Source organism: Methanoregula sp. PtaB.Bin085, from assembly GCF_002067035.1.
GTDB lineage: Archaea > Halobacteriota > Methanomicrobia > Methanomicrobiales > Methanospirillaceae > Methanoregula.
Window position 1 is genome coordinate 1 of sequence record NZ_MVQB01000033.1, and the last position, 8,519, is coordinate 8,519.

8 protein-coding genes are annotated in these 8,519 nt (G+C 59.1%); 2 read left to right on the forward strand and 6 right to left on the reverse strand.

Translation table 11 applies throughout. From position 1 onward, the window contains the following. The 6 genes from A4E33_RS07670 to A4E33_RS07695 form a co-directional block, all read right to left on the reverse strand. Positions 1–779, reverse strand: a 779-nt coding sequence (locus A4E33_RS07670; protein WP_292347110.1) for an inorganic phosphate transporter, incomplete at its 3' end; no start/stop codon positions are given. A gap of 164 nt (positions 780–943) precedes the next feature. After that, positions 944–2,848, reverse strand: a complete 1,905-nt coding sequence (locus A4E33_RS07675) for a PP2C family protein-serine/threonine phosphatase (RefSeq protein WP_292347111.1) — start codon at positions 2,846–2,848, stop codon at positions 944–946. 90 nt (positions 2,849–2,938) lie between these two features. Continuing rightward, positions 2,939–4,264, reverse strand: coding sequence for an STAS domain-containing protein (locus A4E33_RS07680; RefSeq protein WP_292347112.1), 1,326 nt, complete (start codon positions 4,262–4,264; stop codon positions 2,939–2,941). Between the two features lie 84 nt (positions 4,265–4,348). Then, positions 4,349–4,549: a hypothetical protein gene (locus A4E33_RS07685; RefSeq protein ID WP_292347113.1), complete on the reverse strand. Its 201-nt coding sequence runs from the start codon at positions 4,547–4,549 to the stop codon at positions 4,349–4,351. 110 nt (positions 4,550–4,659) lie between these two features. Continuing rightward, positions 4,660–4,851, reverse strand: a complete 192-nt coding sequence (locus A4E33_RS07690) for a hypothetical protein (RefSeq protein ID WP_292347114.1) — start codon at positions 4,849–4,851, stop codon at positions 4,660–4,662. 51 nt (positions 4,852–4,902) lie between these two features. Continuing rightward, positions 4,903–5,325, reverse strand: coding sequence for a flavodoxin family protein (locus A4E33_RS07695; RefSeq protein ID WP_292347115.1), 423 nt, complete (start codon positions 5,323–5,325; stop codon positions 4,903–4,905). 713 nt (positions 5,326–6,038) lie between these two features. Between A4E33_RS07695 and A4E33_RS07700 the strand changes: the two genes are divergently transcribed. Together A4E33_RS07700 and A4E33_RS07705 are read left to right on the forward strand one after the other, a co-directional pair. Next, positions 6,039–7,754 (forward strand): PAS domain S-box protein, encoded by a 1,716-nt coding sequence (locus A4E33_RS07700; protein ID WP_292347117.1) that lies wholly within the window; start codon positions 6,039–6,041, stop codon positions 7,752–7,754. A 192-nt stretch (positions 7,755–7,946) separates the two neighbouring features. Next, positions 7,947–8,519 (forward strand): PEGA domain-containing protein (locus tag A4E33_RS07705; RefSeq protein WP_292347116.1); only part of this gene is annotated, 573 nt, incomplete at its 3' end.

The window sequence follows — 8,519 nt, forward strand, 5'->3', positions numbered from 1 at the left end:
GGTTCGATCCGGAAGATCTTCCGGCCGAGCGTGTGCATGATCCGCCATCCCCCGCTGACCGTGCCGAGGGCAAGGATGACTGCGGAAACGAGCCGGGCCCAGAGCGGGACCTCCGGTGTCAGGGCAAGGCCGGAGGAGACAAGGACCATTGTGATCAGACCGAGCTGCTTCTGGGAGTCGTTGGCGGCATTGAAAAACGCCATCAGTGCTGCTGCGCACCAGTTGAGGGCAATGATGGAACGGTTTGCCGTGCGCCGGGCATTACGCAGGATGATAAAGGTCACCCGGTGAATCAGGAAGCTGCCGGCAAAGCCGATGACGAGCGAGATGATGAAGAAGAACAGGATCTTGGTAATACCGGTCAGTTCGTGCGCAGGACCGAGGAGTTCCTCCGCGCCCCAGAGGATGCTGCCGGTCCCGGCTGCGGCAATGCCAGCGCCGGTAAGGCCGCCGACCAGCGAATGCGTGGATGATGCAGGAAGGCCGATCCTGCCGGTGAGAATGTTCCAGATCGTTGCCGTGACCATTGCAGCAAAGATGATGACCAGTTCCTGCGGGCCGGATCCGACCTTGACCAGGCCGACCAGCGTAAAGGCGACTGCGCTCCCCCCGAGGAGTACCCCGAAAAAGGACATGGCGGCCACGAGCAGCATGCCGCTCTTCGGCGTTGCCGACCGCGAGGCAATGAACGTGGCGGCGATCGAACTTGCGTCCTGGAAACCGTTCGTGAACGTGAACGCGAACGCCAGCAGGATGGTGAGGATGGCAAGCCCGAGCATGGTGGTACCCCGGCGGTATCTCTCCGATCCGCGGAACTGCCGGAGAGCCCGTATGTGCTGTTTGGGGCGGTCTGGTTAAAGGAATTTTGTGCAGGGCAGGAAATCCGTTGCCGTACCCGCCCGGCGGAGTATCCCGGAACCGGCTGTCCGTCCGGCCAGAATCCTCAGAGGACCCTGAGGACAAGGATGGTAATATCATCGAACTGCGGGGCGTCTCCGCAGAATTCCGTGATCGCGGCGCGGACAGCCCGGACAATACCGGAAGCAGGCAGTCCGGCAGATTTGCGGATTACTGCTCTCAGTCGTTCATCGGAGAACATGGTACTTTTACTGTTGATTGCCTCGGTCACTCCATCGGTATACATCAGCAGGATGTCACCTGATTTGAGTTGCACGCATGACTGCGTGTATCCGGGGTCGTCAACGAGACCGATGACCGGGCCGGTGGGAGTGAGTTCGTCGAGCGTGCCGCCAGCATGGAAGAGCAGGGGCGGGTTGTGTCCCGCATTGACATACGTGAGCGTTTGCCTCCCTCCGTCAAGAAGGGCATAGAAGACCGTGACGAAGGTATCCGAACCCGTGTCCCCAATAAAGATCGTGTTCGAGTCCGAAAGCACCTTCCGCGCCGACGCCTCCCACCGGGAAACGATCCGGATAACGGTCCGGGAGAATGCCATGAAGAGTGATGCGGGCACACCCTTGCCGGCAACGTCCGCGATGACGAGCGCATGCTGCCCGCTTCCCGCCGGGAAGACATCGTAGAAGTCGCCGCCGACCTCCCGTGCCGGGATGGTTGCCGCGGCAAGATCATACCCGGGGATGTGCGGCAGCGACCGCGGCAGGAACTCCTGCTGGATGTCGGCGGCAACCTGGAGTTCGGCTTTCTTTCGCTCGAGTTCCTCGGTATAGGAAAGGATCCTTTTAATCATCGTGTTTATACCGGACTCGAGTTCGGCGAATTCCCTGGTGTCCACGCTCCGGATAGCGTGGCCGAGATCGCCGCCGGCAACAATCCCGACATCCTCGACGATTTCCCCGATAGCGCCGGTCAGCCTCCGGAACATCGCAAAGGCGAGAAGGATCCCCATGAGGATGGCACCGGCCCCGATGAAGAGGTTCCGGATGACGAGACCGGTGAGCGCGTTCTCACGCCGTGCGGTGCTGAAGACCAGTTCGATAACCACGCTCATGTCGGACGCGGCCTCCGGATCGCGGAGGTCGACAAAGATATACCGTGTCTCGGAATGCTCTGCCGCGTCCGTGACGGAAAAACCGGTGCGATCGGCAATTGCCCTGAGGGCATCTGCCGCGCCGTTCGTGCGCGGCGTCCCTGCACCGGCCGCGATATTGCCGTAGAAATCATAGACCCGGATCCCGGCAAGGTCAGGGTTGACGGCAAGGAGGCGCTCAGCCATCTGCTGGTACGAGTACCGGGCCCGGACATCGGAAAATTCCGGCGACTCGACGCCGATCTCGAGCACGTACCGGTGATCCGGGGTCGGAAGGTATGCGAACTTGCGCAGCGTGCCCTCGACGGTCATGTCGCTCGCGTTCTGGACGGACCGTACAACGCGATCTGCAACGAAGGCGGATCCGGACCGGATCCGCGTGAGCTGGCGGTAGAAGTCGGGATAGTTCCGGAAGTCTACGCCCCGCATCTCGGGGAGGGTGGAAGCAACGATGATGCCATCTGCACTGAAGATATAGAGATTGACATCCCCTTCGTATGCCGGTGCGATCCTGTCACGGACTGCCGCGAGGTCCATCTTCGCCGGGTCGTTTCCGGCGCGGACATAGGCGTCGCGGAAGACGATGAGCGACTCGTTGAGGGCGGGGTTCATATCGTCGTCGATGAGCCCGAGCCCTGTGTTCACCATCCAGATGGATTCGACGGCAGTATTCGCGGTATTGTTCTCAAGAATTGCGAAATCGCCGCGGATGGCCTGTTCCGCTACAAGGTAGGAGACGGCGAGTGATGAGGCAACGACGATGCCGATGATCAGCGCGATGAAGCCAATGAGGTACCAGATGAGCGAGACGGGGCGGTGCCGGATATCGTGTCCAGTCATCGGATCACGCCGGCGGATGTTCCGCTACAAGCGGTGTGCCGGAAAGACGGGGGGCGGGATCAGGACCGTACAGGGACGCTCTTTCCGTGTTCATTCTCCAATCCGGATTTCCGTTACCGGCAGGATGCCGGCAACCGCAGACCTGACGGTCGTGATGCTCAGGAGGTTGTGCATGGCAACAAAACTCCCGGATGCCGGTGCTGCGATGACCTGCTCCCCGAACGGTTTTGCATTATCCCACGGAAGGGTCCGGAAGACAACCCCCTTGTTATACAGGAAGAGGTCGCCGGCGGGAGTCCGGGGATCGGAATAGGAGAGGGCTTCCACCAGCGAGCCGGGGATTGTCTTCCGGGCAGTCGCAGGATCGATGCCGTAACCGACACTGATGAGGATATCGCCGGCATACCGCGGCTTCACGTCAACAGCCGAGGCCTTCGCAAGGATGGTTCCCTCAAACGGGTACTCGGTGACAGTCCTGCCTGCCGGCATGGGCACCGGGCCGCGGGCTGCCCTGTCCGCTGCAGCGGCAATGACGGAGTCTTTCAGGTCCGAGCTGCAGACACCGCCGATCGTTGCTTTCAGTACAACGGCGCAGATTCCCTTGTTTTCGGGGTACTGCTTCTTCAGGTAGCGAAAGATCGCTGCGTAGACCTCCCCCAGGGTGATCCCGTCCGGCGTATTCGCCGTGATACGGAGGAGGTCCGGGAACGGGCCGGAAAACGATACGGAGAAGAGGGAGAAGGTCTTCATGCCGCTCTCCGCAAGATCCCGGGCCGTGAAGAAGTCTGGCGTCAGGCTGCCGTCGGTCGGAATCCACCAGACGCTACCGCCCGCCCTGACCATCTCGCCAAGGAGCGGGGAGGCTGCCTCCCGCGTTGCAGCCATGGCGCTGATGCCGGTGGCAAATCCGCCTGCCGCCACCGTGGTCTCCCTGATATCACCGAGGCCTGCCTTTCCGGTGTGGAGTGCGGAGAGGTTCCCGGTGACCGTGAGGATCCCCGCAGAACCGGCAAGGCATTGCCCCGAAAGCGACCAGCCGGCCCCGTCAAGCCGAATCCCTTCGGATGCCGGTGCGGCCGGGCCGGCCGTGCCCCGGAGCGCATCGTCAACGGAGGGGTACTCGGCAAGTACCCGGAAGAAACCGCCTGCCGTGAAGAGTTTTCTTACAAAGTCCGCGACCCGGCAGACCGCGATCCTGCCGTTTCGCTCCTTCATCCTGCGGGCGCTCTCCTGGAAGACGCGGAGGCCGGCCGAGCTCAGGTAATCGACCCCGCCCAGGTCGAAGATGAGAGCTGTATCGTGATCGGTGAGGTTCTGCTGGATGGCCGTGGTCACCTGCTGCGCACCGGCACCGTCCATACGGCCGGTAACGGAGAGGACCAGCTGTTCGCCTGTCCGTGTGGCGGTAATCTCCATACACTATCTCCAGAACGAGTGGAGCCGGAGATGATTTAGGGCTTTCTATGTCGTGTCCGGAATCAGCTTTTACCAGGTTATCCGCTAGCCTTTATCGTCGAGGCGGTATGCCTCCCTCCCGATATGGATAGAGAGGAAGAAGAGGAGAACCGACAGGACGTAAAAACCAATGCCGAAGAACGGATTTTGGTCATATGCGATACCGGCCGCGATGAAGACAAGAAAACACAGGAAGATGCATCCGAAAAAGAGATAACGATTCGGAATGCCCCGGATTATATCCATATCAGTACTGGGACCGGGATGGGGGATATTTCTTGTGCAGAGTTCCGAAACAGATATCCTCCGTTCGTACAGCACGGGTCTTTCCCTGCCGGGTTGATTCCGGGCAGGCATTATTCATCTCCCGCCAACGAGTTCCCGAAATACGCGCCGACAAAGAACAGGAGGATTGCGATGATGAAGAAGACGGCACCGTAGAACGGGCTCTGGTTGAATGCAATGCCTCCCGCGGTGAAGAGGAGGAAGGTCAGCACGAGGCAGGTGGCCGTGAGGTATTTTTTCTGGATTCCCCGGAACGTGTCCATACCATGATCACCGGTTCTATTGGGAAATGTTTTATCACGCGGTGTTCCTGTTCAATGTTTGCTGATCATATCCCGTGCGAACGCCCGTGCATTCCCGAGATCTGTTTCGTCCGGGTGGCCGCGGCGGAACAGGAGGAACTTTCCCCGGCAGTCGAACGTGCCAAGGACCGTTGCGCCTTTCCGTTTCAGGGCATCGACCATTGCCGCGACCATCTTCTGCGCTCCTCCCGGACTCATTGAGGTACCGAAGACTGCGACATTCCGCCCGGAGAAATCATTATCCGTGACGAACTTCATCATCCCGATTCCCGGCGCTCCCCCGTACGTCCCGCTCCCGAGAAAGACGAGTTTCGCAGTATCAGGCAGCGAATCCGTGATATCCCCGACTGCCGTGCCGGCTTCGGCAGCGATGACCTCTGCGATCTTCCGGGTATTCCCGCCCCGGGAATCGACAAACACAACAATACCGGTCATATATGCTCATGGGAGACAGGGCACGATAAAGGATCCGGGCCAGAACCGGTGATACAACCGGGGCCGGTTTTCCTCCAGAGGAGATCGGATCATGGTCATTGGGGGTTTGGATATTTTATAGGAAGACGATGGCAGCGGGAAACCATTACCGGAAAAATGGCATGACTTCATACTTGTTTCCCGGGTTTATATTGCGACTCATTTTTGGGAAGATCACTGCGCACCACCACCTTCGCCGTATTCTCCACTGGAAATGAAGGGCAGTCGCATGTCAGACAATATACGATACCCATTTTTGGGAAGGCAGAATGTCCAGAAATCCCCGGAGATTTTCCGAACGTGAAATCGCAGCCTGATTCACCCCCGGATGCAGTGCCGGCTCTTTAGTCTGACATATGGCTGACAAATTGTTTTCAGGTACGACTTCCATGCGAAATAAAGGGCTTTACTTATAAATGTTGGTTAATCTGCACACCATTCCGAGCCTATTGCAGTTCGATAATGCAGAGACACCCGCTGCATGGTACGCGGGACCGTGAGTTGTTTAGAGGATGGTGCGGAATCACGGGCGATCCGGTTGCGGGCCGGTCCGGGAAAACGTGTTCGCGAACAATCCGAGCTGATTTCATGGGATGCTCCCCTGCACTGCGGGTTAAAAACCAGAACAACCTATATAAGGCCTTTGTCTCAGATATGAAGATCTGTTGTTGACGATGTGGACGCCGGATCTCGGGACGTTGTACGTAACCCTCATTCTCATCGATCTTGTCCTCACCCTGATCCTGTACCTCTATGGCAGGACCTACCGGACCTATGACGGGTTCGCACCGTGGCTGTTCAGCCTTCCGGTGTACTGCTGCAGCATGTTCCTCATCATGTTCCGCGTTTTTCTGCAATCCCCCCTCACCCTGCTCCTTGCCAACGTCCTCTTCGTATTCGCGTTCGTGATGCGGTACGATGCGGTGATACAATTCGTGCGGTCGGAAGCACTAGGCTGGAAACGATACATCGTGGTGCTGGTTGCGGTTCTGGCCGGTTTCTCATACCTCACGTACGGCATGGACTCGCTGGTCCTGCGCGGGGCATTCCTTGCTGTTGCACTCCTTGCCATCGCGATCATGGCCGGCATTGCCCTCGCGGAATCACAGGAACCGGAGACCCGGAGGGTCCGGTTCGCGCTTGCAGGTATCTTTTCCATCATCGCGTTTCTCTATATCGTCCGCGTGCTCTCCGGCATCATTGACCCGGCAGCTCCAACCGGCGACCTGTTCACGCTTGTCTATTACTACGCCCTTATCCTGACAGAGATTATCCTAACGCTGCTGTTTGTCCTGCTGAACATGGCAAGGCACCAGGCTGGCCTCGTCAAGAGCGAGAAACAGGCACGGGAGAGCGAGGAGAAATACCGCAGTGTTCTGACCCTGGCAAACGACGGGATCATCATCATCCAGGACGGACTGGTCAGGTACGCCAACCCGACCGCCGCTGCATTCTACGGCGCGGGTGCAGACGAGATCACCGGCAGGCCGTTCCTGTTGTTCATCCACCCCAACGAACAGCAGACGATTCGCGGGATGTACGAAAAGCGAGTGGCGGGGATGCAGGTTCAGGCTGTCTACGAGACGGTTGTCGTCCACCATGACGGGACACCTATCGATGTCGAACTCAATGCCGGCATCATCACCCTTGACGGGAAACCCGCGGACCTGGTCTTTATCCGGGACATCCGCGAGCGGAAACGGTCGGAGAAGGCGCTTGGCCAGGCCAAGAAAAAACTGGCGCTGCTCAACGATGTGACCTTCAATGATATCCGGAACAACGTCTTCACTCTGTCGGGGTACCAGACTCTGGTCCGGGACATGATCAGTGAACCGGACACACCCATCGGGCAGTACCTTGCAAAAGAGGAAGATCTGACCCAGCGGATAACCGACGCGCTCCGGTTCGCTCAGGCGTACCAGGATCTCGGACTGAAGCCTGCAAAGTGGCAGGAGGTCCGCCGTACGGTCCTCCTTGCGCTCTCGCACCTTGATACGAGAAACCTGGACCACGACATCAGGACCGGGGATCTCGCGATATTCGCCGACCCGCTCCTCGAGCAGGTTTTTCTCATCCTTGCCGAGAACGTTGTCCGTCACGGCGAAAAGGCAACCGCTATTACCGTGCGGCACCAGGAGGAGCCGGACGGATCCCTGACCATCTTTTTCGAGGACAACGGTGCCGGCATTCCCGCGGACCGGAAAGAACAGATTTTTCTCCCGATGTTCCAGAAGAAACGGTCGGCCGGTCTCTTCCTCGCACGCGAGATCCTGGAGATCACCGAGATTGGAATCCGGGAGACCGGCGAGCCCGGCAATGGGGCGCGCTTCGAGATTCGTGTGCCGAAAGGGGCGCACCGGCCCGGTGTCACCGGTGACGGGAACCGCTGAACTTCCCTGCCCCCGAAGGCACGGAATGAACGGGAGCCTGCCGTTTCCGAACAGATCCGCATCCCCCGCCATCCCGTGTGCCCGGGGGCGGCGGGCGTACGGATTTCCCCGGGGCCCTGATGGTTTTATCGTATCATCCCGGCAATGATGGTACCAGCAACCATTCACGGGATCCTGCCCGCGGGAGATACCATGTTGTGCAGAACGTCATCATCGGGTCTGTTCTTCGCTCTTGTTATTGCTTTCCTGGTCTGTGCACTGCCGGCCTGTGCCGATAACACCACGGCGGAAACAACCGCCAATGTCACGGTGACAACGGTCTCTCCGGCAGAGACGACGGTGGCCGCGAACCAGACATCACCTGTCACAGCTGCGACGACCGCTGCACCGTCCCTGACAACCATTGCGCAGACACAGACAACTGCTGCCTTAAACCAGACAACGGCCGCCACGACCGCACCGGCCACCATAACTGTGCAGGTAACGACGTCTGTAACGCTGGCGAATGCCACACCAGTACTGCCAACAACGGTTTCGCCCGTCACAACGCAGATGCCTGTGACGACTGCCGTTTCCACCGGATCCGTCACGGTACACTCATCCCCGCCCGGAGCCAGCATCCTGATTGACGGTATCTATTCAGGGATAACCCCGAAGACCGTGCAGGAGATTCCCGCAGGGAACCATATTCTCCGGCTGAGCCTGAGCGGGTATCACGACTACGAAGGCTCGATCTACGTCGTGGCGGGACAGACCGTCTCGGGA

What these genes read in the sequence shown, in the direction of transcription:
- A4E33_RS07675 (WP_292347111.1), bottom strand. Translation starts at nt 2,848, where the DNA reads ATGACTGGACACGATATCCGGCACCGCCCCGTCTCGCTCATCTGGTAC.
- A4E33_RS07680 (WP_292347112.1), bottom strand. Translation starts at nt 4,264, where the DNA reads ATGGAGATTACCGCCACACGGACAGGCGAACAGCTGGTCCTCTCCGTT.
- A4E33_RS07685 (WP_292347113.1), bottom strand. Translation starts at nt 4,549, where the DNA reads ATGGATATAATCCGGGGCATTCCGAATCGTTATCTCTTTTTCGGATGC.
- A4E33_RS07690 (WP_292347114.1), bottom strand. Translation starts at nt 4,851, where the DNA reads ATGGACACGTTCCGGGGAATCCAGAAAAAATACCTCACGGCCACCTGC.
- A4E33_RS07695 (WP_292347115.1), bottom strand. Translation starts at nt 5,325, where the DNA reads ATGACCGGTATTGTTGTGTTTGTCGATTCCCGGGGCGGGAATACCCGG.
- A4E33_RS07700 (WP_292347117.1), top strand. Translation starts at nt 6,039, where the DNA reads ATGTGGACGCCGGATCTCGGGACGTTGTACGTAACCCTCATTCTCATC.